Genomic DNA, 26,985 nt, shown 5'->3' with positions numbered 1-26,985 from the left:
CCGTGTCCCGCTAACCGCTCCCCGGCGGCCGGAGGTCCAGCTCGGCCCACACCGTCTTGCCGTCCTCCCGGTACCGCACGCCCCAGCCGGTGGCGAGCGCCGCGGTGATGTGCAGGCCGCGGCCGCCCTCGTCCACGGCCTTGGCGTGGCGGAGGTGCGGCGCGGTCAGGGCGGCGTCGTCGACCTCGCACACGAGCGTCGTCCCGCCCCGGACCAGGCGCAGGGTGATCGGCGCGGTGCCGTAGCGGACGGCATTGGTGACGAGTTCGCTGACGACGACCTCGACGGGGAACGTGTCGGCGTCCGGCCACCACTCCCTCACCCGCCGCTCGGCCTGCCGCCTCGCGGGTCCGACGGCCCGGAGCTCGGCGGGCACCGGCCAGACCGCGAGGTCCCGGGACGGCAGCCGCCGGGTCCGGGCGACGAGCAGGACCCGGTCGGGGGAGAGCAGCGCGGCGACGTCGTCCGCCATCGCCTCCGGGTCGCGGTCCGGCTCGGCGAGCGCGGCGACGACCTCGGCGGTGGTCGGGCCCTCCTCCCGCGACGTGGCGGGTGAGGCGAGGCAGATCGTGCTGCCCTCGGGCAGCACGAGGCCGACGCTGGCGAACGGCGGCCCCTCCTCGCCGAGCGGCGGCCCCTCGGGGAGCGGCGCGGTGTCGACGGAGCCGTCCGGACGGACGATCGTGAGCAGCGAGGCCCCGGCCCGCGCGATGTCGAGCCGCCCGTGGACGGGGTCGTGCACGGCGAAGGTGCAGTGCGCCGTGGGCTCGTCGGCGGTGCGCGGGTCGCCCGGCGCGTCACTCTGCGGGTCACCCTGCTCGCGGGCGAGTCGGAGGACCGTCGCGTGCAGGCGGGCGAGCAGCTCGTGCGGGTCGAGGTCGAGCGTGGTGAGGCTGTGGACGGCGGTCCGCAGCCGGCTCATGGTGGCGACGGCGCTCGGCCCCGGGTGCTCGACCTGCCCCACCACCAGGGCCACCCGGGCCCCGGGGAGCGGCAGCGCGTCGCACCAGGAGCCGGCACCGGTGCCGCCCGCCCGGCGGCGCTGGGCGATCTCGGCGGCGCGCTGGGTCTCCCGCTCCTGGCGCAGGGGCCAGCTCTGCAGGGCCGTCATGACGACGTGCTCGCGGGTGAACCGCAGCGCGTTCTCCAGCGCCGTCGCGGCGCGGGTCATGATGCCGTGCGCGAGGTCGAGGTCGGCGGGCAGGAACGGCTCGGTGCCCGGCAGCCGCTCGAAGGACACCGCCCCGAACACCTGCCCCCGTACGGCCAGCGGCGCCACCAGCCGTACGGAGTCCGCCGCGGGCACCAGAGCGGGAGTGACCGGGAACGGGTCGCCGAACAGACCCGGGAGCAGCACGCACCCCGGCGTCGGCGCCGGCCGGCCCGCGTCCCTGGCCCCGACGGCGGCACAGCGCATCAACATGCCCTCCGTACCGGCGAGTTCCGGATCCTGACCCTGGAGGACGGCGTCGGTCAGGGCCACGACCACCACGTCGGCGAAGCGGCCGTCGAGCGCGACGTCGACCAGCTCGCGGGCGGTCTGCTCGACGTCCAGGGTGCGCCCGATCCGCTCGCGCGCCTCGTGCAGCAGCCGCAGCCGGGCGTTCGCCCGCTCCCGCTCGGTCACGTCCACCGAGGTGGCGACCAGCCCCACCACCCGGCCCGCGTCGTCGTGGAGCCGGTAGACCGACACGGACACGACGTGCTCGCGGCCGGGGTCGGCGGGCGGCCGGCTCCGGACCAGCGCGTCCCGCACGGGCCTCCCCGTCGCCAGCACCTCGGACAGCACGCCCTCGTCGACGGTCACCCCCAGGAACGCGTACGCCTCGGCGGCCGAACGCCCGACGACATCCTCCTCGCGCACCCCGCGCATCCCCATGGCCACCGGGTTGACGCGCACGACCCGCAGCTCGGTGTCGAGCACGTGCAGACCCACGGCCGACTGGGTGAACACGGCATCGAGCACGGCTTCCCCCAGCTCCCCGGCACCCCCGACTCCACTCCCCACCCCGTCTCCTGTCCCGTCTCCCACCCCGTCTCCCGTCCCTCCGCCCGCTCCTTCTCCGGCCCCGGCATCGGGCCCCATCTCCGCCCCCACCTGCCCCGCACTCTCGCCCGCCCGCTCCATCCACCCCGCTCCTCGCCCCGGTGCCGTCAGCTCACCCTCCATCCTGCGACGTGCCCCGGAGATCGGCACGGCGAGAGAAGCGGACGCCCGTCAAGCGATCCGGCCCAGGGCCACCCGTTCAGGTGAACGGGGCGCAGGGTGCCGGCGCACGGACGGGCCCGGTGGCGATCATGGCGCCGAGCCACCCCACCCCCCTCCTCGTCCACCACGAAAGGCGGCACCAGATGAGCACCCACGGCGAAGAGAACGACGGCCCCGCCCCGTGGTCATCGTGCCGTCCGGGTGGACGCCGCCGGGCTGGACGATCTTCGCGGGCCTCTACCTGCGCCTCGCCCTGCACGGCGATCGACTACGCCCAGGAGCACTTCGAGGCGCCGACAACGCCGTACCCGGCTGGCCGCGGATCACGAGCCAGGTGAACGCGACGGCGGGCGAACCCACCACCGTGTCCTGGAACCTCCAGGCAGCCGCCTACGACGTGGCAGCCGACCACCGGATCATGCTGGCGGTCAACGCCAAGGACGCCCTCTACTCGGACGCCTCCCGGCGCTGGCCACCCTCCGCGTCGGCTCCACCGCCGGCACCGAGGCCCGCCTCGACCTGCCCCTGGGCTGACCCCTCACACGCACACGCCCGCCCCGCGTCCTGGTGACAGCGGGGCGGGCGTCGTCGCGTCGGCTCTGCGTCGCGTCAGCTCCGCGTCGCGGTGCCCTCGTCCGTCTGCCCGGCGTCCTCGGCGGCACGCACCTTCTCGCGCATCTTGCGCACCAGCTCCGCCTTCTGGTCGGCGGCACCCTGGCGGTCCAGGTTGCGGTGCGGACCGTTGTTCTGCCGCTCGGCGCGGGACTGGCGCTTGCGCTGGCCGCCGCCCTGGCCCACGGGGTTGTTGATGTTCTTGCTGTCGGTCACGGGTTCTCCCGGTGGTGAGGTGAAGATGATCTACGGATTCGCCGGTGGGGGACGGGCGCGGCGACGTTGCGGCACGTCAGCGGGGGCCCGTCACGCTCTCACTCGTAAATCGGCGTCTGGAAGAACATGACAAGGACGGTACCCGCTTCCGGGAGCCTCGCGCGCCACGTGCCCTGCGGGGTGCTTCACGCGGCCTTGGTCAGGGTGGACCGGTCCGTGGGGCGCGTGTGCCGGGCGGGTGGGATGAGGCCGGTCGGGGTTCCCCGTCCGTCGTGGCGCGGCCACAGGAGGAGGGCGCCGATCGCCCCTGTCACGGCGAGGGCCGCGAGGACGGACCAGGTGAGGGTGAACCCGGCGGTGGCGCCGAGCCCGCCCGCGACGGGATAGGTGATCAGCCAGGCGAGGTGCGACAGGGAGAACTGGGCCGCGAACGCCTCGGGGATCGCGTTCCGGGCCACGGACGCGCGCAGGACCTTGCCGGTCGGCGTGATGACCAGGGCCATGCCGACGCCGATCACGCTCCAGACGATCGCCGTGCCGGTCCAGGTGAGGAGACCGGTCGCGGTGAGCGTGACGGCGGCGACCGTGCTGCCGGCGAGGACCCCGGCGCCGGCCGTCATGACGGTGCGGGCGGGGACCCGGTCGAGGACGCGGGGCAGGACGAGGGCGGCCAGGAGGGTGCCGGTGCCGGAGGCGGCGAGCATCCAGGCGACGTCCGACTGCGTGCCGCCGAGTTCGTCACGGACGTGGTTGACCGTGCTGATGACGACGATCGACCCGGCCGCCGCGACCACGAGGTTCAGCGCCATGACGCCGCGCAGCCGTGGCGTCCTGAGGAAGGTCCTGATCCCGGCCGCAGCCTTGTCCCACGCCTTGGTGTGGCCGCTGGGGCGGGCGTCGGGGATACGGGTCGACAGGACGAGCGCGGCGGAGAGGAGGAATCCGGCGGAGGTGCCCAGGAACAGCCGGTCGAAGCTCAGGAACGTCAGGGCGACGGCGGCCAGTACGGGGCTGAGCAGGCTCTCCATGGTGGAGGCGACCTGGGAGGCGGACAGGGCGCGTGTGTAGTCGGCCTCGTCGGCGACGATGTCGGGGATGACGGCCTGGAACGTCGGGGTGAACGCCGCGGAGGCGGCCTGGAGCAGGCCGATCAGCACGTAGATGTGCCACACCTCGCTGACCAGCGGCAGGGCCAGGACCACCGCGCCGCGGATCACGTCGAGGAGGAAGAGGAAGGTTCTTCGGGGAAGCCGGTCGACGTACGCGGCGGCCAGGGGCGCGATGGCCACGTACATGAGCATCTTGATCGTCAGTGCCGTGCCGAGTACCGCGCCGGCGCGCGGACCGGCGAGGTCGTAGGCGAGGAGTCCGAGGGCCACCGTGGTCAGCCCGGTCCCGAACAGGGCGATGACCTGGGCGCCGAACAGATGGCGGTAGTCGCGGATGCCGAACAGGCGCATGGCGGGTTCCTTCCGGGTCCATGCGGTGGGGCGCGGCCCCGGGGCGGGGACCGCGCCCCGCGCGTACAGGCGGGGGATTTCTCAGACATGGGTGCGGCTCTTCCGGGTGTGGGGCGGGTCGGGCGGATCAGTGGTGTGCGTGGTGCCCGTCGTGCCCCTGGTGGTGGTCGCCGTGCGCGGGCGCGGCGTCGGTGGTGTGCACGGTGAACTCGGCGGTCCGGACGACGCCGTCGTGCTGGAAGTCCAGGTAGAGGCGGTACGTGCCGGCCGAGGGCGCGACCGCCATGAAGCTGATCTCGGGCCCGGGCGCGGTGACGCCGTCGCCGGGGTGGCCCTCCGGGTGGACGTGCAGGTAGCCCAGGTCGCCGACGCGCAGGGCCACGAGGTGCCCGTAGGCGGCCAGGTACGGCTCCAGGTCGGTGACGGGCCGGTCGTCGAGGCTGACGGTGAGCGTCAGCTCGCTCGCCTCGCCGGGCACGAGCGCGCCGTCGAGGGCGACGCTGTACGCGCCGATCCGCGCGGTCCGGGCGGCCTCGGGCAGCGGTCGCGGGTCGTACGGTCCGGCGACCGCGACGTCGATCCCCAGCGTCAGGGCTCCGTCGTGCCCGACCGGGTGGATGTCGGTGAAGAACCGCCAGTCCCCGGGCGCCAGGTCCAGCTCGGTGCTCCAGTCGCCCTTCTCGTCCCGCACCGGGTGCACGTGCTGGAATCCGGCCGTGTCCCGCCGGACGGCGATGAAGTGCAGATCCTTCTCGTGCTCGGCGACGAACTCGGTCACCCGCCGCCCCTCGGGGCCGATCACCCGGAACCCGACGTGCTGCCGTGGACCGGCGGCGAGGATCGTGGAGTCGACCTCCAGGGTGTACCCGCCCGCCGAGACCGACAGCCCGCCGGGCTGACCTCCGCCGTGGCCTGCGTGGCCTGCGTGACCGTCACGGCCTGTCTGGCCTGCGTGGCTGCCGTGGGCACCGTGACCGTCGTGGCTTGTGTGGCCGGTGTGGTTCTTCATGGTGTGTCTCCCCGGGGGGTGCGCCGTGGCGTCGTCCACTCTGGACGATGATCACAACCATATACCCCCCTGGGGTATTCCAGAAGGGGGAACCGCCGCTGCCGGGCGACCGCGGAAGCCGGTCATCCGGTGAAGCCCGGGACCACCAGGCCGGACTCGTACGCGATCACGACCGCATGGGTCCGGTTCTGCGCGCCGAGCTTGGTCAGCACGTTTCCGACGTGGGTCTTGACCGTCTCCAGGCTCACCGTGAGGGACTCCGCGATCTCCGGATTGGAGAGCCCCGTGGCCATCAGGCGCAGTACCTCCTCCTCCCGGCCGGTCAGGGCGGCGCTCGGCAGGGCCTCGGCGGAGCCCAGGGGGCGGGGGGCGACCATGCGGCCCAGTGCGGCCGGGAAGAGGACCGCTTCGCCCGCCGCCACCACCCGTACCGCCTCGGCGATCCGGCGGACCGGGAGGCGCTTGAGGACGAAGCCGCCGGCGCCCGCGCTGAGGGCGGCGGTGACGTAGCTGTCGTTCTCGAAGGTGGTGATCACCACGACCTTCGGCGGGTCGGCCACTTCGGCCAGCAGATGACGGGTGGCCTCGATCCCGTTGCGGCGCGGCATCCGGACGTCCATCAGGACCACGTCCGGCCGCAGGCGCCGGGCCCGTTCGACCGCCTCGACGCCGTCGGCGGCCTCGCCGACCACCGTGATCCCCGGCTGTGCGGCGAGCAGCACGCGCAGCCCGCTGCGCGTCACCTCGTCGTCGTCGGCGATGAGGAGCGTGACGGCGGGCGGGGTCGTGCCTTCGCCCGCGTCGGATCCACTCACGCCGACACCTGTGCCGGCAGCCGTACGGCCAGTCGCCAGTGCTGCGTCCCGTCCGGACCGGTCCGGAACTCACCGCGCAGCAGCCGGACGCGTTCGGCCAGTCCGGGCAGACCGTGGCCGGAGGCAGGGAAGACGCGTGTGCCCGTCCCCGTCCCCGCCCCCGTCCGGTTGACCACCGTGATGTCCAGTCCGTCCGGCCCGGCCGCCACCCGGACCCTGATCGGGCCGCCCGCCCCGTGCCGCAGCGCGTTGGTCAGCCCCTCCTGGAGGATCCGGTACGCCGCCCGGGAGAGCGTCCCCTGGACCTGCGCCAGCTCGCCCGACAGCTCCGTTTCCACCACCGCCCCCGTGTGCCGCAGCCGGTCCAGCAGCTCGGGGAGGTCGGCCAGGGTCCGGGCCGGCGCCGTCCCCGACTGTTCCTCGCGCAGCACGCCCAGTACGTAGTCCAGGTCCTCCAGCGCGGCCCGCGTCGACTCCTCGATGCTGCGCATGGCGGCCCGCGCCGCCGCCGGGTCGGCCGAGAGCATCTCGCCCGCCACCGCCGCCTGGATGGTGGCCGCCGTCAGCGTGTGCCCGATGGAGTCGTGCAACTCGTGGGCCAGCCGGTTGCGTTCGGCCAGCAGAAGCTCCCGTTCGGCCGCCAGCGCGAGACGCTCGGCCGCCGACGGCCCCAGCAGCCGTGGCGCCGCCCATCGCAAGGCCTTCGACACCAGTACGCAGACGGTCAACGCCAGCAGGACGCACACGGCCGCCACCACCCAGCTCCACCCGCCCGAAGCCCGGACGGACGTGCCGAACAGACTCAGCCGCGCCTCGCCGCCGAGCCAGTTCCCCGGCAGGGAGAGGCCCATGACGAACAGCACCCCGCTCGCCAGCGCCCCCGTCCACCCGACGGCCACGTGCAGCACCAGCCAGAAGGGGGTCCGCCAGCGGTCGAGGCCGAGGGAACCGGAGCTCCGCCGACCGGTCACCGGATCGGGCAGCGGCACCCGCAGCATCCGGCGGGCGGCCGCGACCAGCGCCCGCCTTGCGGAGCGCACCAGTCCGACCAGGCCGACCAGCACCGCCCAGACGAGCAGGACCAGGACGATCCGGGCGCTCTCGGGTGCGGACCGCCACGACAGGGCCGGCAACAGGGCGAGAGGCAGCAGCGGAAGGCTCGCCAGCGCGCCGCAGTAGGCGAACAGCGCACCCGCGTACGTGGAGCCGCGCAGCAGCGGCCGGATTCCCCTGATCATGATCGCCAGTATCGCGGGGCAGCCGACCAGCAGCCTCCCCCGATCGGGGGAGCGACATCTCCCGCCTTCCCGCGATGCGGTCAAAGGGCCCTGGAATCCAGGATCGTGCTCCGACACCCCGACCAGACGATTCCCCAGGAGCTGACTCATGCGTGCTCAGACCCGCCGGCAGAGTGGCAGGCGACGACGGGCCCTGCCCGCCGCATCCGCGATGGCCCTCGCCGTCATGACCCTGGGCGCCCTCGCCCCGCCCGCCGCCTTCGCCGACCGGCCGGACGCCGTCCAGCAGGCCCTGAACACCCTGGTGCGCGACGACGGTATGCCCGCCGTCCTGGCGAGCGTCCAGGACCGCGACGGCCGCACCCGCACCTACACCGCAGGAGTCGGCGACCTGTCCACCGGCTCGAAGGTGCCCAAGGACGGCCAGGTACGGATCGGCAGCAACACCAAGACGTTCACGGCGGTCGTGGTCCTTCAACTGGTCGGGGAAGGGAAGATCCGCCTCGACGCCTCCGTCGACACCTACCTGCCCGGCCTCGTCCGCGGGGAGGGGATCGACGGGCGCCACATCACCGTCCGCCAGCTCCTCCAGCACACCAGCGGACTCCCCGAGTACGGCGTCCACGTCGACGACGACGAGATCAGGAACCGGTACTTCGAGCCCCGTGAGCTGCTCGACATCGCCCTCCGCTACAAGGCCGACGCGGCTCCGGGAACAAGGTGGGGGTACAGCAACACCAATTACATCCTGGCCGGTCTGATCGTCCAGAAGGTCACGGGCCGCCCCCTGGCCGAAGAGATCGACCGGCGCATCGTCAAGCGCATCGGGCTGCGCCACACCTACTTCCCCGCGCCCGGAGAGATGACAATCCGGGAGCCGCATCCCCGGGGCTACCACCGCAACCCGGCGGACGGACCGTTGCGCGACTTCACGGAGATGGACCCCTCCGTAGGCTGGGCGGCAGGCCAGTTGATCTCCACCAACTCCGACCTCAACCGCTTCTTCGCGGCACTCCTCGCCGGGCGCCTCCTCCCGGCGGCCCGGCTCGCCGAGATGCGCACGACCGTACCCGCCGGAACCTCCGGCCTCCGCTACGGGCTGGGACTCACGAGCAGGCCGCTGTCGTGCGGCGGCGTCTACTGGGGCCACGGCGGCGACATCGCGGGGTACGAGACCCGGGGCGGTGTCACCGAAGACGGCCGCGCCGCCGGCGTCGCGGTCACCAGCATCCCGACGGACGAAGCGGCCACGCAGCACGTGAAGGACGCCGTGGACAGGGCCTTGTGCGGATGACTCAGGCACTCGGCAGCGCCCGGCAGGGCGGCCGGGCGATCAGAACGACAACCCATCGATTCCCCAGGAGTTGACTCATGCGTGCGCAGACCCGGCAGGGCCTTCGTTCCTCAACCCGCCGACGGGGCGGCAGGCGGCGCCGAGCCCTGCCCGCCGCCTCCGCGACGGCCATCGCCGTCATGGCCCTGAGTGCCCTCACCCCGCCCGCCACGGCCTCTGCCGCCCGGCCGGACGCCGTCCAGCAGAACCTGAACGCGCTGGTGCGCGACGACGGGATACCCGCCGCGCTGGCGAGCGTCCGGGACCGCGGCGGCCGTACCCGCACCTACACCGCGGGGGTCGGCGACCTGGTCACCGGCGAACCGGTACCCGCCGACGGCCAGGTACGGATCGGCAGCAACACCAAGACCTTCGTCGCGGTCGTCGTCCTCCAACTGGTCGCCGAACGGCGGGTGGACCTGGACGCCGCCATCGACACGTACCTGCCCGGCCTCGTCCGCGGGGAGGGGATCGACGGACGGCGCATCACCGTCCGCCACCTCCTCCAGCAGACCAGCGGACTCCCCGACTACAGCAACTACCTCGGGGACGAGGTCCGGTACTACGCCCCCCGCGAACTGCTCACCACAGCCCTCCAGCACCCGGCCGACTTCGCCCCCGGGACGAGTTGGAAGTACAGCAACACCAACTACGTGCTCGCCGGCCTGATCGTCCAGAAGGTCACCGGCCGCCCCCTCGCCGAACAGATCGACCGGCGCGTCATCAAGCACATCGGACTGCGCCACACCTACTTCCCCGCCCCCGGCGACGAGGGCATCCGGGAGCCCCACCCCCACGGCTACCTCCGGGAATCGGCGGACGCGCCGCTGCGCGACATCACGGAGATCGACCCCTCCTGGGGCTGGGCGGCAGGCCAGATGGTCTCCACCGGCTCCGACCTCAACCGCTTCTTCAGCGCACTCCTGGCCGGCCGCCTCCTGCCCGCACCCCAGCTCGCCCAGATGCGCTCCACCGTCCCCGCCGAAGCGACCTTCGGCCCCGGAGCCCGCTACGGACTCGGACTCGTCAGCAGGCCGCTGCCCTGCGGCAGCCTCTCCTGGGGCCACGGCGGCAGCTTCCCCGGGTACGAGACCCGGGGCGGCGCCACCGACGACGGCCGCGCCGCCAACGTCGCGGTCACCATGCAGCGCACCGACGAGGCGGCCCGGAGACATCTCGAACGCGCCGTGGACACCGCCCTGTGCCGCTGAACCCCGCCGAGGGCGTTCTCCCCATACTCTCCCCAGCGGCAGTTGCCGGTGGTGGTGGATTGTCGCTGCTCGGAGAGGCTGAACGGCAGCAGGCACTGGCTCATGCCGTAGTGGGCAGCCGGCACGACCAACTGTCGGTACTGGGTGGTGGCCCTCCGGAGGGTGACCGACCCGCTTGAGGTGAGGTGGCAACGACTGGTCTCCTGCTGGCCTCCGGCCGGTTAGAGGCCCTTGACTGGGACGAGGAGCCCTACGCGCTGCCCTTCCACCCCCTGGAACTGGGCAACGAAGCCCTGCGCGCCTTCTTCGGCTTCCTCCTGGAAGGCCGGCCCTTGCCCGAGGACGTCGACCCGGACGAGGTTCCACTGCTCGGTTTCCGCCTGTTCGCCGAAAGCAATGAGCCGAGCAGCTGACATCGCCCAGACGACGGCATCCGCCTGAGATAGGTTGACGATTCACGTCTGCAAGGGGGTGCGACGGTGACCGGTCTCGCTCCGGACGTCAAGTTCATCGCGGAAGGAATGATCCGCGGGTCCATGGGGCTTCTCGACACGATGCGGGGAGCGCGTGACACGGCTATCGCCGTCGGCCACGAACTGGCGCGGCAGCACGGGATGGCAGGTGACGACGAGGCTGGGCGAGCCTTTGCCAAGGTGTATGTCTCGGCAGCCGTCGCGACGCTCGACAAGATGGGCTTCAGCTCCTACGTCCTTGGCGAGACGAGCAAGGGGCTGATGCGTAACGCCCGTGAGTTCATGGCCGAGGAGAGCCGACAAGTCTCGGCCTTCCTAGGACGGCAGGCCGACCTCACCGCAGGGATGGGCGACCCCGGTGCCGACTGCACCGAGAACTACCTCGGGCTGGGCCAGGAGCTCCCCGAGGTGGTGGGGGAGACCGCCTGGTACGAGCAGTACGCCCCCGGCGGCGGCAGCGACCGCTTCCGTGGCTCGCCGGAGAAGATCCGGGACGTCGCCGGCTCCTGGCGTCACGCCGGGGTGCTCATGCAACGCTTCCTGGAGGACGCGCAGGCGTACGCCCTCACCGCGAGCAAGGCACACTCAGGCGAGGCCGCCGACGCCTTCCAGGCGTACGTCAAGCACAGCCTCGGCCTCACCTGCCCACCGGGGAAGGCGGAGGAAGGCGAGCCGCTGGTGACGAACCTCGTCGCTGCCTGCGCGCAGATCGCCAAGGCATGCGACCGGTACGCCGAGCACGTGGACGCTGCCAAGGGGAAGATCGCCGAACGCAAGCTGGACCTCTTCGCGGTCGACATGCCCTGGGACCAGCTGATGTTCGGGGGCAACGGATACGACGGCGGACTGCTCGACGCCGTGCTCGGGGACTCCTGGATCCGGGACCTCGGCTCCGTGGGCCATGCGCTGGACTCATCCGCCGCGCGCATCAAGCTCCCCGCGGCCGATCCGCCGGCAGCGCCCGCCATCCCGGGACTCCCGTTCCTGCCGCCCCTCATTCCCGCGCCAATTCCCGTACCCGTCCCGGTCGTCCTCGCGTCGTACACCGGGCAGGTGCCGGCCCTGGCTCCGATGATCAACCCTGTCGACCCGGGAATCTCCTTCGTCGACCCGATTCCACCGGTCCCTGGGACGACCCGTCTGCTCACGGCGGCAGAGCAGCAGCAGTTCCGCTCGTGGGCGAGTACCCTCCGGCCCGGCGGCCTGGCCGGCGGCGGTGGCCCGGCGGCCCCGGACAACGCCTACCAGCTCCGCGTGGCCGGCTACCCCGAGCGAGAAGTGCCGTTGCTCGGGAGCAAGCGCGGACTGATGGTGGACGGCATACGCCCCCTCGACGGCCACCTCGTCGAGGCGAAGCACGTACGAGACCCGGACTGCACCAAGAAGAGCTTCCGCACCCTCGACCGAGTCGAGGAGACACTGGCAAAGCCTGTGAAGATCAACAACCAGGGGAAGATCGCTTGGGACCCCGTCGTCGACTCCATGTACGCGGGTGACGAAAAGGAACTCGTCCGCTACAAGCAGGCCATGGCCAACCCCGCGAACAGCGAGATCCGGGGCTTGGAGATCGTGACGAACGGGCGGGACAACGCCGTCTACTGGCAGTCCATGATGGCGATGACGGGCACGCCCGGCTCGACGCGGTACGTCCCCTGAGAACAAGGAAGACCATGGCCACGGAACGAAACATCCGGACGAACTTCGCCTTCTATCCCCCCGAGGGGGACGGCGGAGCCTGGCACGCCACGCTGGACTCCCTGGAGCGGGCGCTGCGCGAGGCGTTCCCCGACCCCACCATCGGGCACCGGAGGTCCGGCGTCCACGAGATGACCGTGCTGGACTTCGAGATCGAGCTGGCGCCTGACGTGTGGCTGGACGGCACCGCGGCTATCACCGCCCCCGACTACGCCTACATCACCCTCACCGATGTGACGGCGGACGAAGCCGGCACCTTCGCCGTCTGGCTGCGCGACTCCTTCGCCCCGGCGCCCAACCTCGTGCGCTTCGCCAGCAGCCTCGCCATGGCGAACGGCGAGGACACCCCCTCGCCGCTGCCAGTCGAAGGGGGCCGCGAAGACATCGGTGACCTGCTGCGCCGGCACCTCGACGCATTCGACTACTGACCGGCGACCACCAAGCGGCTGCCGACTGTGTGACTCTGCTTCCCGTCGCTCTGATCGGCCGACGGAACGTAGGACCGCAGTTTCACAGCCCCGGATACCTCCCGCCGAGCCCAGGAGCGGGCTGGGCTCGAAGCGGCCGCCCGACGGATGCAACGCAGGCCGCTCTACCTCTGCCCGGACGGGACTTGTGCTGACACTGTCGGCGGGTGGCCGGAGCGTGCGCATCTCATCGGGCCCGCGCTGCCCGCCAGGCATCGGTGATACAGCCCTCTTCCATGTCCCACCACCCCTGGGCTACGCCGTGATCGAGGAGCCGCTGGACCTTCGCGAGGTCCACCTCCGGCGGCACATCGAGAGCGACCATGCAGAACCGCTCGATCCCCTCTCCACCCACTCCCAGTTCCGCGAAGGCGTTCAGAACGCTTTGCCGCGCCGCGCCAGATCCCTTGTCACGCAGCACGATCAGCCGGATCGTGCAGTTCTGCGACGGCGAGACCACCTGGCCCGCCCAGCGAACGCCGTCCTCGTCCGGGTGGGTGGTGAGGACGTCTCCGCACGCCACGCCGCGTACGAACCAAGGAGTGTTGTCGCACGGTGCCATCGCCTCGGTCGAGAGCCCACAGCCGTGGCGGCCAAGGCCCGCTCGTAGACGGCGCGATCGTACCCGTGTGTCACCCTGCCGTCTTCGTGGACCTCGATGTAGCACGTTGTACGTGCGGTGTACGGGAAATCCATTCCCGCAGCCGCGGCGCTCCTCGGTTCCAACCAGCCCTCCCTGCGCTCAGTGCCCCGTCAGGCGGTGACTGTCGGCAGCAGCCCTGCTGACGGGGTAAGCCCATTGCGTGGCAGTAGACGTACAGGCTCGTACACGCCACGGCCATCAGCAGGATCGCGAACGGATACCCGGCCGCCCAATGGAGCTCCGGCATGTGTTTCGAAGTTCATGCCGTAGATCGTTCCCACGAGTGTGGGGGCGAAGAGGATGGCCGCCTACGAGGAGATTTTTTGAAGTCGTCACCCTCAGGGCGCTGACCTGTGCGGATCGGTGCAAGTCCTGTGCCGAGCTGCGAGTTTGCTCGTTTCCGAGGATTTCCCAGTGATGCCGAACTCGATCGCGAGTAGCGGTCGCAGCCGCTGGATGACGCGGCACACCGTCGCGGGCGAGCAGCCGAACAGCGGGGCGAACTGCCGCATCCGCAGACCCGTGAACGTCTTCACCCGCAACGGCTCAGCCCTCAGCGCCCCGCCCAAACAGGGAAGATGCCCGGATCGGAGCCTTCTGCAACACCCTTCAGGACCGCCCGGGCAGGGTCGGGAGGTAGGTGGGCGTCTTGCGGATCGGGGTGGCTTGCTCGAAGGCGTAGGCGTAGCTGAGCAGGTTCGCGTCGCTGTAGCGCGTTCCGAGGAAGGAGAGGCCCAGCGGCAGTGTGTCCCGTGCGTAGCCGGCCGGCACGGTGATGTGGGGGTAGCCGGCCACTGCGGAGTTGCGGGTGGAGCTTTCGAAGGGGGTGGGGTCGAGTGCTTCGACGGTGGGAGAGGGGAGGCCGGTGGGGGTGACGATGGCATCGAGCCGGTGGTCGGCGAGAACGCCGTCGATGGCCTGACGGGCCTGGCGAGTCGCGGCGTCGCGGTGCTGACGGTAGGCCGGTGCGTTGACATCCCCGTCGGTCTTGTCGGCCATCTCGAAGAGCTCCTGGCCGAACTTCGGCATCTCGACGGTGGAGTTCCGCTTGTTGAACGCGATGAGTTCGGTGAGGTTCTTGGGGTGGGGGCCCGGGGTGGCGGCCAGGTAGGCGTTGAGGTCGTGCTTGAACTCGGTCAGCACGGCGGGAAGCATGTCCTTCTGCATCATGTCTTTGGAGTCGGCCACGTCCGCGCCCTCGACGACGGTTGCGCCGAGCGCTCGGAGCCGCTGGACTGCCGCGTCGAAGGCACGGTCCACGTCCGGGTCGATGCCCATGTGTCCCTTGCGCCACACGCCGATGCGCTTGCCGCGCAGGGCGTTCGGGTTGAGCACCCCGCGGTGGTCGGAGGGGAGGGCGGTGTCGGCGTCCGAGGTGGCCGTGTCGGCGGTGTCCGATCCGTGGATGGCCCAGAGCGCCAGGGCGGCGTCCGTCGTGTTGCGGGCGATCGGGCCGGCGGTGTCGTGGCGGCTGGTGATGGGGATCATGCCGCTGCGGCTGACCATGCCGAGGGTGGGCTTGACGCCGACGGTGGAGGTGGCGCTCGCGGGGCACACGATGGAGCCGTCGGTCTCGGAGCCGATGGTCACAGCGGCCAGGGCGGCTGCGGCGGCGACCGCGGAGCCGCTGGACGATCCGCAGGGGCTCCGGTCGAGTACGTAGGGGTTACGGGTCTGGCCGCCAGTGGCGCTCCATCCGGCGATCTGCCCGGGGGACCTGAAGTTGGCCCATTCCGACATGTTGGCCTTGCCCAGGATCACCGCACCCGCGTCGCGCAGCTTCTTCACCAGGAAGGCGTCCTGTGCCGGCTTGGAGTGCGACAGGGCCGTGGAGCCGGCGGTGGTGGGCTGGCGGTCCGCGGTGTCGATGTTGTCCTTGATGAGAACGGGGATGCCTTCCAGCGGCCCCCGCACTTCACCGGCGCGGCGCCGCTCGTCGCTCTTGCGCGCGAGGTCCAGTGCGTCCGGGTTCACGGTGACGACGGCATGGAGGCGGGGGTTGAGGCGATGGATCCGGTCCAGGTATGCCTGGGTCAGTTCTCCGGACGTCAGCCGCTTGCCCTGCATGTCCTCCTGGAGTTCCAGGATCGTGGCGCGGTCCAGCCGCTCGTCCCCTCGCCCGTCGCGCTTCCCGTCGTTCTTCGGAGCGTGCGAGGCCGCGCCCCCGGTCGAGGCGGCGGAAGCGGCCGGTCGCGGTCCGTCGTCCGGTGTGCAGGCCGCCAGGGGAACGAGCAGGCAGGCTGCCGATACCGCGATCACCGTGTGCCGTCGCGTGGTCCGAGTGAGCGAGCGCATCAATTGCTTCTCCGTAGAGGCGAGGGAAGGAAGGCCCTGTGTCCGTACAAAAGAGCCTATGAACGGCGTCTTCTCGGAACGACAGGGATGACTCCCCGTTCGGGAGGGGTGCGGACTACACCTCCTGAAGGGGTGTCCGTTCTCCGCGTCACGCGTGAGGAGGGGGTGTCCGGCTCGCTGCCGGACACCCCCTCCTCACGCGCTCTCGCCGCTATGGGTCACTTCTCGCCGCTGGTCAGCCACAGTCCCAGCGCTGATCCGGCGAAGACGACGCCGGTGCCGACGCTGGCCAGGACCCTCGTGGTGCCGGTGTAGTGGGCGAAGGTGCTGACGTAGACCGCCGCCACCGTGGAGACGGAGAGCAGCAGCCAGAGCACGGGCTTCATCAGGGATCCTCCTGTTGTGCGCCCCCGGCGGCCCGAGGGGCGGCAGGGGTGGGAACTCTTACGCTGTTCACCTTCTCTCCGCGCCCCCGGTCGGCACATCGGACCGTCCCCCCGATCCTGAGGTGTAGCCCGCTACACCCATGCGGTGACGGACACGTCCCGTACGGGACTCGCGTACGGGGACGGCCGCACGGGACAGCCGTACGGGACGGCGTCCGCGACGCAGGTCAGGCGTTCAGGTAGGCGAGCACCGCGAGGACCCGGCGGTGACCGCTGTCGCTCGGCGGCAGGTTCAGCTTCGCGAGGATGCTGCCGATGTGCTTGCTGACGGAACGTTCGGTGATGAACAGGGTCGTGGCGATCGTGGGATTGTCCAGGCCCTGCGCCATCAGCCCGAGAACCTCCCGTTCCCGGGGGGACAGCGCGTCGAGCGGGTCCCGGCGGCTCATCAGCTGGGAGACGACCTCGGGGTCCAGCGCCGTTCCGCCCGCGGCGACGCGCTCCAGCGCGTCCTGGAACTCCTCGATGTGTCCCACACGGTCCTTGAGCAGGTAGCCGATCCCCGAGGCGCCCTGTCCGAGCAGTTCGGCGGCGTAGCTCTCCTCGACGTACTGGGAGAGCACCAGCAGCGGCAGGCCGGGAATGAGCTTCCGGGCCTCGATGGCGGCACGCAGCCCCTCGTCGCGGAATCCGGGCGGCAGCCGGACGTCCAGGACGGCGACGTCCGGCCGGTGTTCCAGCAGGGCGGGAACAATCTCGGGCCCGCTTCCCACGACGGCCACGATCTCGTGCCCGACATCCTCCAGGAGCAGAATCAGGCCCTCGCGGAGAAGGACGTTGTCCTCCGCGATCACGATCCGCACGGCAGCACCACCTCAATCGTCGTTCCTGAACCGACAGGGCTGTCGATCCTCGTCGTACCGTCCAGGGCGGCGACCCGTCGGCGCACCCCGGCAAGTCCGCTGCCCGAGCCGGAGCCGGGTACGGCCCCGCCGCACCCGTCGTCCCGCACGACGACGCGCAGCGTGGGGCCGTCGTACCGGAGCGACACCTCGGCTCGGCTCGCGTCGCTGTGCCGGGCGATGTTGGTCAGCGCCTCGGCGACGACGAAGTAGGCGGCCGCCTCGACGGCGGCGGGGGGACGGCGGTCGGTCTCGGGCAGATCCAGGGTGGTGGGGATCGGCCGGCCCGCGGCCAGGGAGCGGATGGCTCCGTTCAGTCCCCGGTCGGAGAGGATCGGCGGGTGGATGCCGCGGATGACCGTGCGCAACTGGACAAGTGCCTCGTCCACGGTGGCCCTGGCATCGAGCACCAATTTCCTGGCGCTCCGGGGGTCCTTGTCGAACCGGCGGTCGGCCAGGGCCAAGCGCATGGCCACCGCCACGAGTTGCGCCTGGGTGCCGTCGTGGAGGTCGCGTTCGATCCGTCGGAGTTCCGCCTCATGGGCCTGGAGGGCCCCCGCGCGCGAGGCGGTCAGTTCCTCGATCCGCCGGCCGGCGCCGGTCCACGTGCCGAGCATGATCTCTGCGATCCACGTCTCCAGCCTCACCGTGGCCGGGGCCAGCCACAAGAAGAGGGCAGCGAGGAGCCAGGCACACACCGCGGACAGGACGATCGCCTGCATCCAGGTGGTGAGGGGGGCTGCGAGGAGGGTGAGGGTTCCGCCGGGAACGGTCCACCACCACAGCGGGATGGAGATCGTCAGCAGCAGACTGAACAGCACTCCCAGGACGAGGACGGGAAGGACGAGCCCCACGATGCCGTGAACCAGCATCCATGCCGTGTCCTTGCGGGTACCCGGGAACCGCAGCAGTTGGCGCGTCCGCTGGTAGGCGTTGCCTTCGGGCGTCGGATAGGGCCGGCGCACGGGGCGGCCGAGAACGCGTTCGGCGCGTCGGCGTTCCGCATCGGTCAAGGCGCGCAACGGCCGCACCGCCCACGGAAGGATCGGCGCGAAGACCAGCGAGAAGCAGACGAGCGGCAACAGAACGTAACCGGCCAGCGAAGGCAGGGCGGTGGCGAGTCCACCCAGCAGATACCTCGTGGATCGCAGGCCGTGGAGCGCTCTTGCCTTCAGGTGCATGGGGCAAGACCGTACGTCACCGGGGTTCCCTTGTCATAAGTGCGCGCTACACCCGGCAGGTGGACCGCGCTACACCCTCGGTTCGGGGGCGGGACCGCTGCCACCCGCTGGGCTTGCGCGATTACGTTCGGTACCCGTTGACCGATCGAGGAACCGAAGGACCCATCATGCAACCCATGCCGACGACCCGGGCCACGCCGTTCGCCGTGTCCCTGGAGGAGGTCTCCCAGTCCTACGGCGAAGTGACCGCGCTGGACCGGGTCAGCTGGGGGTTCCGCAAGGGCACTCTCACCGCGATCATGGGCCCGTCCGGATCGGGCAAGAGCACCTTCCTGCACTGCGCCTCCGGCCTCGACCGGCCCAGCAGCGGAACGGTACGGCTCGGTGATCTGGACATGGGCGGGCTCCGTGAGACGGAGCTGACCCGGCTGCGCCGTGAACGGATCGGGTTCGTCTTCCAGGGCTACAACCTCATGCCCTCGATGGACGTCGAGCGCAACATCACCCTCCCGTTGTCCCTCGGCGGCCGCCAGGCGGACAGGGGCTGGCTGGACGAAGTAGTCCACCGGGTGGGGATGGCCGGCCATCTGGACCGGCTCCCGGCACGTCTGTCCGGCGGTCAGCAGCAGCGTGTGGCGGTCGCCCGAGCGCTCGTCACCCGCCCGGAGATCGTCTTCGCCGACGAGCCGACGGCCGCGCTGGATCCGAGGTCGGCCGAGCACGTCCTGAAGCTGCTGCGTGACGCGGTCGACGAGATGGGACAGACGGTCGTGCTGGTCACCCACGACCCGGCGGCCGCGGCCTGGGCCGACAGTGTCGTCTTCCTCAGCGAGGGCAGGATCGTCGACGAGCTGACGGCTCCCTCCGCCGCGACCGTCCTGGCCCACTGGGGGACGCTGTGAGGCGCGGCATCGCCGCCGGAGTGGCGGTGGCCCTGGTGTGCGCGGCCATGCTGACGGGCGCGTTCGGGGTCCTGCTGGAGTCCGCGCTACGGGCGCACGGATCGACCGACCGCTATGGGCGCGCCGTGGCCGTCGTCGCCGAGAGCCAGCGTGTCGAGGTCGTCAAGGACGACCAGACCGACGTCAGGCCTCTGGTGGAACGAGCCCGGGTACCGGTATCGGTGGCCGACCGGGTGCGGACGGCACCGGGGGTCACCGAGGTGGTCGCGGACGTCTCCTTGCCGGTGGTCACCGCGGACGGGGCCGTGCTGACCGGCCGTGGCTGGGACGCGACCGTGCTCACCGCTGTCGAACTGCGTGCCGGCCGGGCCCCGCGGGCGGATCACGAAGTCGCGGTGGACTCCGGCAGCGGCGGGGCCGTCGGGGACACCGTCCGTCTCCAGGTCGGCGGCAAGGCGCCGGAACCGTACCGCGTCAGCGGTCTGGTGGCCGACGGGTCCGGTACGGGCCGTGAAGTCTGGTTCGGCCAGCGCACGGCACAGGTCCTCAGCGGCCATCCCGAGCGTGCGGACGCGCTGGTCGTGCTCGGCACGAAGGAGACGTCCGCCCAGACGCTGCGGGCAGCCGCCCCCGGTCTCGTCGTCGCGACCGGCGCGGACCGTGGCGACGTCGAGAACCCGGAGGTGGCGGCAGCACGACTCGACCTGATCGGCGTCTGTGCGTCGCTGGGCGGAGTCGCCCTCCTGGTGGTGCTGCTGATCCTGACCGGTCTCCTGGACACGTCCGTACGGGACCGGACCCGCGAACTCGCCGTCCTGCGCGCCATCGGTGCCACCCCCCGGCAGGTCCGCAGGGTGATTGTCCGCGAGACGCTCAAGATCGCGGTACCGGCGTCGCTCCTGGGCGGTCTGCTGTCGCTTGGGCTCGGCACCCTGCTGTACCGCTTCATGGCCGAGCAGGGGGTCCTGCCCGCGGGGCTGGGGCTCGCTCTGGGACCGTTTCCCGTCGTCGGTGCCCTGGCGCTCACGGTGCTCACCGCGGTCGGTTCCGCCTGGCTCGCGGCACGACGTGTATCCCGTATCCGGCCGGCCCAGGCCGTGAGCGAGACCTCCGCCGAACCGACTCGGCTACCGCGCTGGCGCGCGATCACCGGCCTGGTGCTCCTGGTCGTCGGTCTCGCTTCGGCCGGCACCGCGTTCGCGTTCGGCGGGCAGGTGGCGACCGCGGCCATGGGCGGACTCGTACTCTCCCTCATCTGGGCGGCGGCCCTCCTGGGTCCCTCGATCGCCCGAGGGGGAATCGTCGTCCTCAGCCCCGTCATGCGTCTCCTGTTCCCGGTCCCGGGCCGGCTCGCCACCGACACGGCCACCGCCGCGGCCGTGCGACTCGCGTCGGTGATCACGCCGATCGCGCTCGCGCTCTCCTTCGGCGCCAGCCAGCTGTTCGTGCAGACCACCGCGGTCAACGCCACCCGGACGCAGGCGGCCGCGGGGCTGCACGCGGACCAGGTCCTCGTCTCGAACGGGCCGGGCGTGCCCCAGGCCATGTACCGGGCGGTGGAAGGCACTGCCGGACCGGGGACCGTGACCGCGGTGAAACGCACCACCGTGGTGATGTCGGTCGCGGCCCAGCTCCAGTCCCTGCCCACCCAAGGCGTGAAGGGCGCACTGTCCAATCTGGACCCGGACGTGAAGGCGGGCCTGCTGAAGGGCCTGCACGGCAAGAACACGGTCGCGCTCAGTTCGAACGTGGCCAGCGCGGCCAAGGTCGGTTCGACCGTGTCCCTCTGGCTCGGGGACGGCACCGTGATCCGACCGAAGGTGGTGGCCGTGTACGACCGGGGCCAGGGCTTCGGGGATGTCCTGCTGCCTCATGATGTGGTCGCCGCCCACGTCACCGACGAGGGCCACGACGACTACCTCCTGGTGAAGGGCGCGGCCGACCTGCGACCGGTGCTCGACCGTTTCCCCGGAACCCGTGCCACGTCCGCCGGACAGTACAGCGCGGCTCTCACCGAGAAGGCACGCCGGCAGGCCCTGCCCGGACTGCTCGCGGTCGCGGCGATCTCCCTGTTCACCCTGATCGGCGTGGTGACCACGCTGGCCGTCGCCACCGCGTCCCGCCGTCGTGAACTGGCTCTGCTCCGGCTCATCGGCGCGACCCGCGGCCAGGTTCTGGCGATGCTGCGGCTGGAGACCTTCCTCGTACTCGGTACGGGGGCCGCCGTCGGCTCCCTGGTCGCGGCGGTGACCCTGCTGACCTTCGGCGGCGCGGTGACCGGTCTGTCCGCGCTGTCGGTGTCCCCCGCGGTCTGCGCGGCCGTACTCGGCACGGTGTTCCTGGCGGGCACGGCGGCCGTCATGCTGCCCGCCCGCCGGCTGCTGCACCGCCGAAAGTCTCCTCGTATCACGTAACGGAACCAGGTCCCGCCTCTCTCATGCTCCCCGTCCTGGGGCGGGCGGGGGCACGGGCGGAAGCCGTTCCTTCATGTGCCGCGACCGTGACAGGACCAGGCCGATCCACCGGCAGGCCCCGTCGCACCACGACCACCTCTCACTGACCCACTGACGTTGTTCCCCTACTGACAGGAGTCGTTCCATGTACGCAGATGTATCGCCGAGGTTCCGTCCCGCTCTTCCGCGAGGCGGCCGACGTAAGACCCTGCTCGCGGTGAGCGTGCTCACCGGGGTCGTCATGACCGCCGGCGCGCTGTTCCCGTCCGCGGCCTCCGCCGCCAAGCCTGACCCCGTTCAGAAGAGCCTGAACACCTTGGTGACTGACGACCAGATACCCTCCGCGTCGGCGAGCGTCGTGGACCGCGAGGGCCGGACGCGTCAGTACACCGCAGGTGTCGGCGACCTCAGGACCGGCGCGAAGGTACCCAGGGACGGGCAGGTACGGGCGGCCAGCAACACCAAGGCCTTCACGGCCGTGGTCACGCTGCAACTGGTCGCCGAGAAGAAGCTGGCACTGGACGCTCCCGTCGACACCTATCTGCCCGGCCTGCTGCGCGGCGAAGGCATCGACGGACGCCACATCACCATCCGCCAACTCCTCCAGCACACCAGCGGCCTGCCCGAATACCTGGACAAGGGCGCAGTCCTCAAGGATCCGCAGAGGTACTACGAGCCGCGCGAGCTCCTCGACAACGCCCTCGCGCAGAAGGCCCACTTCTCCCCGGGCGCGAAGTGGGAGTACAACAACACGAACTACCTGGTGGCGGGCCTGATCATCCAGAAGGTCACCGGCCGCCCGCTGGGCGAGGAGATCAACCGGCGCATCGTCGACCGCATCGGACTGCGCCACACCTACTTCCCCACGCCCGGAGACATGACCATCCACGAGCCCCACGCCAAGGGCTACCACCGGGACACAGCCGACTCGCCCTGGCGCGATGTCACCGAACTCGACCCGTCCTGGGGCTGGGCCGCGGGTGCGGTGATCAGCACCAACAGCGACCTCAACCGCTTCTACTCCGCGCTCCTCGGCGGCGAACTCCTGCCCCCGGCCCAGCTCGCCCAGATGCGCACCACCGTCCCCGCAGGCGCCCCGGGCGTCCGCTATGGACTGGGCCTGATCAGCACGCCGTTGCCGTGCGGCGGCGTCTACTGGGGCCACGGCGGAACCATTCCGGGATACGTCACCTCGGGAGGTGTCACGGAGGACGGCCGTGCGGTCAACATCGCACTGACCGCCATGCCGGCCGACAGTGCCACCGACCAGCACGCACAAGCCGCCGTCGAAACGGCCCTGTGCCGCTGAGAACCTCACTGACCCAACGGAAGAGCCGCCGCTCCCGCACCGCGGCCGCGGACGCCCGATGAGAGCGGGTCAAGCCGGTGGGCGGGCCCCTGCCGCCACCGGCGCCTGACGGTATCGGTCGCCGCTCCCGCTCCCGGGAACGGCGACCGATACCCCGGCGGGCCCGTGCCCACGAGCGTCGCCAGGCCACTGGCGCGACCGCCACCGTCACCGGGGCGCGTACCGACTCGTTCCTCGCTTGCTCTCCACTGTCACGACAGGAGTTGTTCCATGTACGCAGATGTATCGCCGAGGTTCCGTCCCGCTCTTCCGCGAGGCGGCCGACGTAAGACCCTGCTCGCGGTGAGCGTGCTCACCGGGGTCGTCATGACCGCCGGCGCGCTGTTCCCGTCCGCGGCCTCCGCCGCCAAGCCTGACCCCGTTCAGAAGAGCCTGAACGCCCTGGTGACTGACGACAAGATGCCCTCCGCGCTGGCGAGCGTCGTGGACCGCGAGGGCCGGACGCGTCAGTACACCGCAGGTGTCGGCGACCTCAGGACCGGCGCGAAGGTACCCAGGGACGGGCAGGTACGGGCAGGCAGCAACACCAAGGCCTTCACGGCCGTGGTCACGCTGCAACTGGTCGCCGAGAAGAAGCTGGCACTGGACGCCCCCGTCGACACCTATCTGCCCGGCCTGCTGCGCGGCGAAGGCATCGACGGACGCCACGTCACCATCCGCCAACTCCTCCAGCACACCAGCGGCCTGCCCGAGTACATGGATTCCCCCGTCTTCGCGGACTTCCCCGCCGTCCGGTACCGCTACTTCGAACCACGCGACCTGCTTGACGGCGCCCTCGCGCAGAAGGCCCACTTCTCCCCGGGCGTGAAGTGGGAGTACAGCAACACGAACTACCTGGTGGCGGGCCTGGTCATCCAGAAGGTCACCGGCCGCCCCATAGGCGAGGAGATCGACCGGCGCATCGTCGAACGCCTCGGACTGCGCCACACCTACTTCCCCACCCCCGGAGAGACGACCCTCCACGAGCCCCACCCCAAGGGCTACGAACGGGAAACGGACGACGGACCTCTGATCGACTACACCACCATGGACATGTCCATGGCCTGGGCCGCGGGTGCGGTGATCACCACCAACAGCGACCTCAACCGCTTCTACACCGCACTCCTCGGCGGCAAGCTCCTGCCCCCGGCCCAGCTCGCCGAGATGCGCACCACCGTCCCCGCAGAGGCACGCGGCCCCGGCGTCCGCTACGGACTGGGCCTCACCAGCACTCCGCTGTCATGCGGCGGCGTCTACTGGGGCCACGGCGGAACCGCCCTGGGATACCGGACACGAGGAGGCGTCACAGAGGACGGACGCGCCGCCGCCATCGCGGTAACCACCACCCCGACGGGCGCAGCCTCCCAGCGTGTGGAGGCTGCCGTCGACACGGCGCTGTGCCGCTGAAGAGCGCTGCGCCGCAGCGCCGTGCCGGCTACGGCTGCCGGACCCCTTGGTGGGGCCCAAGCGGGGGCGAATAGCGTCCACTCCCCGCCGTCGTGGATTCTCCCCCCCCGGATTCTCCCCAGGGGCGACCAACAGCCACTCCTCAGTGTTCGAGTATGTGACATTGATCAGAGAGTCCGGGGGGGGGGGGCGCTACAGCCAGTCCCGCTTCTTGAAGATCACGTACAGGCTCGTGCAGACCACTGCCATCAGCAGGATCGCGAACGGATACCCGGCCGCCCAATGCAGCTCCGGCATGGTGTCGAAGTTCATCCCGTAGATGGTTCCCACCAACGTGGGGGCGAACAGGATGGCCGCCCAGGCGGAGATCTTCTTGATCTCCTCGTTCTGTTCGAAGCCCGCTTCCGCCAGTGCGCGCATCTCCGCGTTCTGTTGTTGGGTGACCAGGGTGCCGTTGACGGTGAGGATCTCCGTCAGGGCCTGGCGGAAGCCGTCGACGCGTTCGCTGGTGTGGGTGACGTGGTCGGCGACGTCGCGGAGGTAGCGCTGGAGTTCCTCGTCCGTGCCGTACTTGGCGAAGCCGGCCATCAGGCCGTGGAGCATGCCCACTAGGGGGCGGGTGGCGCGCTGGAACTCGACCATCTCCCGGGAGAGTTCGTAGATGCGGCGGGACACCGCCGGGTCGCCGCCGAAGACCTCGGTCTCGATCTCGTCGATGTCGTTCTGGACACCGGCCACCACCGGGGCGTAGCCGTCGACCACCGCGTCCAGGATCGCGTACAGCACCGCCTCCGGGCCGAGCGCGAGCAGGTCGGGGTCCTCCTCCATGCGGCGGCGCACCGCGGACAGGTCCGGGGCCGCGCCGTGCCGGACGGTGATCACGAAGTCGGGGCCCACGAAGACGTGGAGTTCGCCGAAGTCCACCTCCTCCTGCGCGTCCAGGTAGCGGGCGGCTCGCAGCACCACGAAGAGCGTGTCCCCGTACCGCTCCAGCTTCGGGCGCTGGTGGGCCTCCATCGCGTCCTCGACGGCCAGCTCGTGCAGGTCGAACTCCGCGGCCAGCGAGTGGAGTTCCTTCTCCGTCGGGCGGTGCAGGCCGATCCAGGCCATGCCGTCGGGGTGCTCGCGCAGCTGGCGGAAGGTTTCCGCGAGGGTGGTGGGGGAGGAGACGTGCCGGCCGTCGCGGTAGAGGGTGGCCTGTATGACGCTCCGGCGCTGCTCCGCGGGGGGCGGAGAGGTGGGCGAGGGGGACGACCCGTGTGCCGCGGGCGTTTGCTCCGGCTGGCGGCGCCAGGTCGCTCGGGGGCGGCGGTCGGACATGTGCGTTCACCTCCTGAGGGGGGTGCGGGCAGGTGCGGGCGTTGTCCCGTGCAGGATATAGGGGGGAATGTCCGAGGAGGGTGCGCGGGGCGGGCGTCATCCGGGCGTGGTCGGCGGTCTTCCCCGGAGATCCCCTGCGCATTGAGGACGGTATCTGACCTAGATCGTCGCTAGCGTGTTCCCCATGGCCCCGAAGACGACGCCCCCGGTCCTCAGCACCCGCGCCCTCAACCGCGCCACCCTCGACCGTCAGCTGCTGCTCGCGCCCTCCCCGCTCTCCGCCGAGCAGGCCGTGCACCACCTCGTCGGTCTCCAGGCCCAGAACACCAAGCCCCCGTACTACGCCCTCGCCGCCCGCCTCGACGGCTTCCGGCCCGAGGCGCTGTCCGGGCTCATGGAGTCCCGCACCGTGGCCCGGATCGTCTCCCTCCGGTCCACCGTCCACACCCACACCGCCCGCGACGCCGTCGTCCTGCGCCGGCTCGTCCAGGCCGGTGCCATCGACCGCGAGCTGCGGATGTTCCGCAAGGGGCTCGACGGCGTCGACCTCGACCGGCTGACCGACCTCGCCACCGCCTTCGTGGAGGAGCGGCCCCGGACGCCCAAGGACCTGCGCACCCACCTGCTGGAGGTGTGGCCGGACGCCGACCCGCTGGCGCTCACCATCGCCGCCCGCTGCCTGCTGCTCATGGTCCAGGTCACCCCCCGGGGACTGTGGCGGCAGAGCGGGCAGGTCGCGCTCACGACGGTCCGGGCCTGGTTCGGTGAGGGGGGTGTGGTGGACAGCGTCGTCGACGACGCCGCCCTCGACGAGACCGTGCTGCGCTACCTCGGCGCCTTCGGACCCGCCTCCGTGCGGGACATCCAGACCTGGTGCGGACTCACCCGGCTGCGCCCCGCCTTCGAACGGCTCCGGTCGCGGCTGCTCGTCTTCCGCGACGAGCGGGGCACCGAGCTGTTCGACCTCCCCGAGGCGCCCCGCCCCGACGAGGACACCCCGGCGCCGGCGCGGTTCCTGCCCGAGTTCGACAACCTCCTGCTCTCCCACGCCGACCGCACCCGCGTCGTCCCCGCCGAACACCACGGCCGCACCTGGACCGCCAACCAGGCCCACAGGGTCTTCCTCCTCGACGGGTTCCTCGCCGGGCTGTGGCGCCTCGACGAGGGCAAGGAGCGGACGACGCTGACGATCGAGCCGTTCGGGCCGGTCACCCGGACCCAGCGCGCCGCGCTCACCGCCGAGGCCGAACGGACGCTGGGCGTCACGGGACGGGAAGGGGTCCCGTACGACATCGTCCTGACGCTGCCGTAAGCCCGCCCCCCTGACGGCAGCCCCCCTCACGGCTGCCCCTGACGGCAGCCCCCCTCACGGCTGCCCCTGACGGCAGCCCCCCTCACGGCTGCCCCTGA

Annotated in this window: 22 protein-coding genes and 3 pseudogenes; 11 read left to right on the top strand and 14 right to left on the bottom strand. The window is 71.2% G+C overall.

The genetic code is table 11. The features are described from left to right. Positions 1 to 10 precede the first annotated feature (10 nt). The gene (locus tag ACZ3ZE_RS10885) at positions 11 to 1,966 is read right to left on the bottom strand and encodes a SpoIIE family protein phosphatase (RefSeq protein WP_467258450.1); all 1,956 of its coding nucleotides are present in this window, start codon (positions 1,964 to 1,966) and stop codon (positions 11 to 13) included. Positions 1,967 to 2,390: 424 nt separating this feature from the next. Here ACZ3ZE_RS10885 and ACZ3ZE_RS10880 point away from each other — a divergent pair, with 424 nt between their 5' ends. Further along, on the top strand, positions 2,391 to 2,780 hold the full coding sequence (locus tag ACZ3ZE_RS10880) for a hypothetical protein (RefSeq protein WP_467258447.1): 390 nt from the start codon (positions 2,391 to 2,393) through the stop codon (positions 2,778 to 2,780). A gap of 38 nt (positions 2,781 to 2,818) precedes the next feature. Here ACZ3ZE_RS10880 and ACZ3ZE_RS10875 read toward each other — a convergent pair whose 3' ends face one another. The 5 genes from ACZ3ZE_RS10875 to ACZ3ZE_RS10855 form a co-directional block, all read right to left on the bottom strand. Continuing rightward, on the bottom strand, positions 2,819 to 3,037 hold the full coding sequence (locus ACZ3ZE_RS10875) for a DUF6243 family protein (protein WP_361178201.1): 219 nt from the start codon (positions 3,035 to 3,037) through the stop codon (positions 2,819 to 2,821). Positions 3,038 to 3,222: 185 nt separating this feature from the next. Then, positions 3,223 to 4,497, bottom strand: a complete 1,275-nt coding sequence (locus tag ACZ3ZE_RS10870; protein WP_467258444.1) for an MFS transporter — start codon at positions 4,495 to 4,497, stop codon at positions 3,223 to 3,225. Between the two features lie 127 nt (positions 4,498 to 4,624). Continuing rightward, positions 4,625 to 5,506, bottom strand: a complete 882-nt coding sequence (locus ACZ3ZE_RS10865; protein WP_361178196.1) for a hypothetical protein — start codon at positions 5,504 to 5,506, stop codon at positions 4,625 to 4,627. A 122-nt stretch (positions 5,507 to 5,628) separates the two neighbouring features. Further along, complete coding sequence (locus ACZ3ZE_RS10860; protein WP_467258442.1) at positions 5,629 to 6,321, bottom strand: response regulator transcription factor; 693 nt, start codon at positions 6,319 to 6,321, stop codon at positions 5,629 to 5,631. Next, a complete protein-coding gene (locus ACZ3ZE_RS10855) occupies positions 6,318 to 7,559 on the bottom strand; it encodes a sensor histidine kinase (protein ID WP_361178190.1) in 1,242 nt (413 codons plus the stop codon). Before ACZ3ZE_RS10855 ends, ACZ3ZE_RS10860 begins: the two co-directional genes overlap by 4 nt. 148 nt (positions 7,560 to 7,707) lie before the next feature. Here ACZ3ZE_RS10855 and ACZ3ZE_RS10850 point away from each other — a divergent pair, with 148 nt between their 5' ends. The 5 genes from ACZ3ZE_RS10850 (at position 7,708) to ACZ3ZE_RS10830 (ending at position 12,699) form a co-directional block, all read left to right on the top strand. Continuing rightward, the gene (locus tag ACZ3ZE_RS10850; RefSeq protein ID WP_467258439.1) at positions 7,708 to 8,853 is read left to right on the top strand and encodes a serine hydrolase domain-containing protein; all 1,146 of its coding nucleotides are present in this window, start codon (positions 7,708 to 7,710) and stop codon (positions 8,851 to 8,853) included. A 77-nt stretch (positions 8,854 to 8,930) separates the two neighbouring features. Continuing rightward, positions 8,931 to 10,103, top strand: a complete 1,173-nt coding sequence (locus tag ACZ3ZE_RS10845; protein ID WP_467258436.1) for a serine hydrolase domain-containing protein — start codon at positions 8,931 to 8,933, stop codon at positions 10,101 to 10,103. A 185-nt stretch (positions 10,104 to 10,288) separates the two neighbouring features. After that, positions 10,289 to 10,516 (top strand): DUF6928 family protein, encoded by a 228-nt coding sequence (locus ACZ3ZE_RS10840; protein WP_467258433.1) that lies wholly within the window; start codon positions 10,289 to 10,291, stop codon positions 10,514 to 10,516. 66 nt (positions 10,517 to 10,582) lie between these two features. Further along, positions 10,583 to 12,232 carry a restriction endonuclease fold toxin-2 domain-containing protein gene (locus tag ACZ3ZE_RS10835; protein ID WP_467258430.1) on the top strand — a complete coding sequence of 550 codons (1,650 nt, stop codon included), beginning with the start codon at positions 10,583 to 10,585 and terminating at the stop codon, positions 12,230 to 12,232. A 14-nt stretch (positions 12,233 to 12,246) separates the two neighbouring features. Then, the gene (locus tag ACZ3ZE_RS10830) at positions 12,247 to 12,699 is read left to right on the top strand and encodes a hypothetical protein (RefSeq protein WP_363290897.1); all 453 of its coding nucleotides are present in this window, start codon (positions 12,247 to 12,249) and stop codon (positions 12,697 to 12,699) included. A 226-nt stretch (positions 12,700 to 12,925) separates the two neighbouring features. Here ACZ3ZE_RS10830 and ACZ3ZE_RS10825 read toward each other — a convergent pair. The 7 genes and pseudogenes from ACZ3ZE_RS10825 to ACZ3ZE_RS10795 all read right to left on the bottom strand — a co-directional run bounded on the left by ACZ3ZE_RS10825 (position 12,926) and on the right by ACZ3ZE_RS10795 (position 18,145). Next, a pseudogene (locus ACZ3ZE_RS10825) lies at positions 12,926 to 13,358 on the bottom strand (DUF4265 domain-containing protein). Positions 13,359 to 13,550: 192 nt separating this feature from the next. Continuing rightward, a pseudogene (locus ACZ3ZE_RS10820) lies at positions 13,551 to 13,689 on the bottom strand (CorA family divalent cation transporter); the annotation flags it as partial. A gap of 117 nt (positions 13,690 to 13,806) precedes the next feature. Beyond that, a pseudogene (locus tag ACZ3ZE_RS10815) lies at positions 13,807 to 13,950 on the bottom strand (helix-turn-helix domain-containing protein); the annotation flags it as partial. 40 nt (positions 13,951 to 13,990) lie between these two features. Beyond that, complete coding sequence (locus tag ACZ3ZE_RS10810) at positions 13,991 to 15,676, bottom strand: amidase (RefSeq protein ID WP_361622907.1); 1,686 nt, start codon at positions 15,674 to 15,676, stop codon at positions 13,991 to 13,993. A 218-nt stretch (positions 15,677 to 15,894) separates the two neighbouring features. Beyond that, a complete protein-coding gene (locus tag ACZ3ZE_RS10805; RefSeq protein WP_361178175.1) occupies positions 15,895 to 16,062 on the bottom strand; it encodes a hypothetical protein in 168 nt (55 codons plus the stop codon). Between the two features lie 227 nt (positions 16,063 to 16,289). Continuing rightward, on the bottom strand, positions 16,290 to 16,925 hold the full coding sequence (locus ACZ3ZE_RS10800; RefSeq protein ID WP_361178173.1) for a response regulator transcription factor: 636 nt from the start codon (positions 16,923 to 16,925) through the stop codon (positions 16,290 to 16,292). Beyond that, a complete protein-coding gene (locus tag ACZ3ZE_RS10795; RefSeq protein ID WP_361622904.1) occupies positions 16,913 to 18,145 on the bottom strand; it encodes a sensor histidine kinase in 1,233 nt (410 codons plus the stop codon). The genes ACZ3ZE_RS10800 and ACZ3ZE_RS10795 overlap by 13 nt, the downstream gene beginning before the upstream one ends. A gap of 167 nt (positions 18,146 to 18,312) precedes the next feature. Between ACZ3ZE_RS10795 and ACZ3ZE_RS10790 the strand changes: the two genes are divergently transcribed. The 4 genes from ACZ3ZE_RS10790 (at position 18,313) to ACZ3ZE_RS10775 (ending at position 24,255) form a co-directional block, all read left to right on the top strand. Beyond that, positions 18,313 to 19,047 carry an ABC transporter ATP-binding protein gene (locus ACZ3ZE_RS10790; RefSeq protein WP_442305142.1) on the top strand — a complete coding sequence of 245 codons (735 nt, stop codon included), beginning with the start codon at positions 18,313 to 18,315 and terminating at the stop codon, positions 19,045 to 19,047. Further along, positions 19,044 to 21,461: an ABC transporter permease gene (locus ACZ3ZE_RS10785; protein WP_467258428.1), complete on the top strand. Its 2,418-nt coding sequence runs from the start codon at positions 19,044 to 19,046 to the stop codon at positions 21,459 to 21,461. The genes ACZ3ZE_RS10790 and ACZ3ZE_RS10785 overlap by 4 nt, the downstream gene beginning before the upstream one ends. 280 nt (positions 21,462 to 21,741) lie before the next feature. After that, positions 21,742 to 22,809: a serine hydrolase domain-containing protein gene (locus ACZ3ZE_RS10780; RefSeq protein WP_467258589.1), complete on the top strand. Its 1,068-nt coding sequence runs from the start codon at positions 21,742 to 21,744 to the stop codon at positions 22,807 to 22,809. Positions 22,810 to 23,142: 333 nt separating this feature from the next. Then, entirely contained in the window at positions 23,143 to 24,255 is a 1,113-nt protein-coding gene (locus tag ACZ3ZE_RS10775) for a serine hydrolase domain-containing protein (protein WP_467258586.1), read from the top strand. Positions 24,256 to 24,447: 192 nt separating this feature from the next. Here ACZ3ZE_RS10775 and ACZ3ZE_RS10770 read toward each other — a convergent pair whose 3' ends face one another. Continuing rightward, complete coding sequence (locus ACZ3ZE_RS10770) at positions 24,448 to 25,575, bottom strand: magnesium and cobalt transport protein CorA (protein ID WP_361622898.1); 1,128 nt, start codon at positions 25,573 to 25,575, stop codon at positions 24,448 to 24,450. A 184-nt stretch (positions 25,576 to 25,759) separates the two neighbouring features. Between ACZ3ZE_RS10770 and ACZ3ZE_RS10765 the strand changes: the two genes are divergently transcribed. Continuing rightward, positions 25,760 to 26,887 (top strand): winged helix DNA-binding domain-containing protein, encoded by a 1,128-nt coding sequence (locus ACZ3ZE_RS10765; protein WP_442305144.1) that lies wholly within the window; start codon positions 25,760 to 25,762, stop codon positions 26,885 to 26,887. The last annotated feature ends 98 nt before the right edge of the window (positions 26,888 to 26,985 follow it).

The sequence above is a fragment of the Streptomyces sp. NPDC023157 genome (assembly GCF_055560575.1).
Note: the sequence above shows the minus strand (reverse complement) of the source record. Positions and strands in the feature narration are given on the sequence as shown.